Raw genomic sequence first — 418 nt, forward strand, 5'->3', positions numbered from 1 at the left:
ACCCTTCGAGCCGGACGCTACGACACAAGCCATCCTGGAAGCCGCGGTCGTCGAGGCACAAGCATGGATGGATTTGCAATATGAAACCACCTTCGCGCCCTATTATGAGGGACGCCAGTGGGTTTTTCCGATCGCACCCGATGCGATCAAGGGCCTGCAGACACAGTATGCCGACCCTGACAGCTATTCCGTAGACGGACGCGGCGTCACCTATACGATGGCGTTTTTCAGCACCAAGCATTCGGGCATCGGTCAGTTTTATCTGATGACGATCAAGGACAAGCACGGACAGCCCTTCGATGGCTCCAAGACCTATCGATTGACCATTCCGGCGCATCCCCCTGTCAAACAATACTGGTCGGCCACAGCCTATGACCGGGCGACTCATGCCCTCATCCGCGGCCAGAAAATTCTCAGC

1 protein-coding gene is annotated in these 418 nt (G+C 56.5%); it reads left to right on the forward strand.

What is annotated here, in order from left to right; genetic code table 11:
* A partial coding sequence (locus AF337_RS18495; RefSeq protein ID WP_152971132.1) for a DUF1214 domain-containing protein occupies positions 1-418 on the forward strand: 418 nt, incomplete at both ends.

The organism is Rhizobium ecuadorense (genome assembly GCF_001187535.1).
GTDB classification, from domain to species: Bacteria; Pseudomonadota; Alphaproteobacteria; order Rhizobiales; family Rhizobiaceae; genus Rhizobium; species Rhizobium ecuadorense.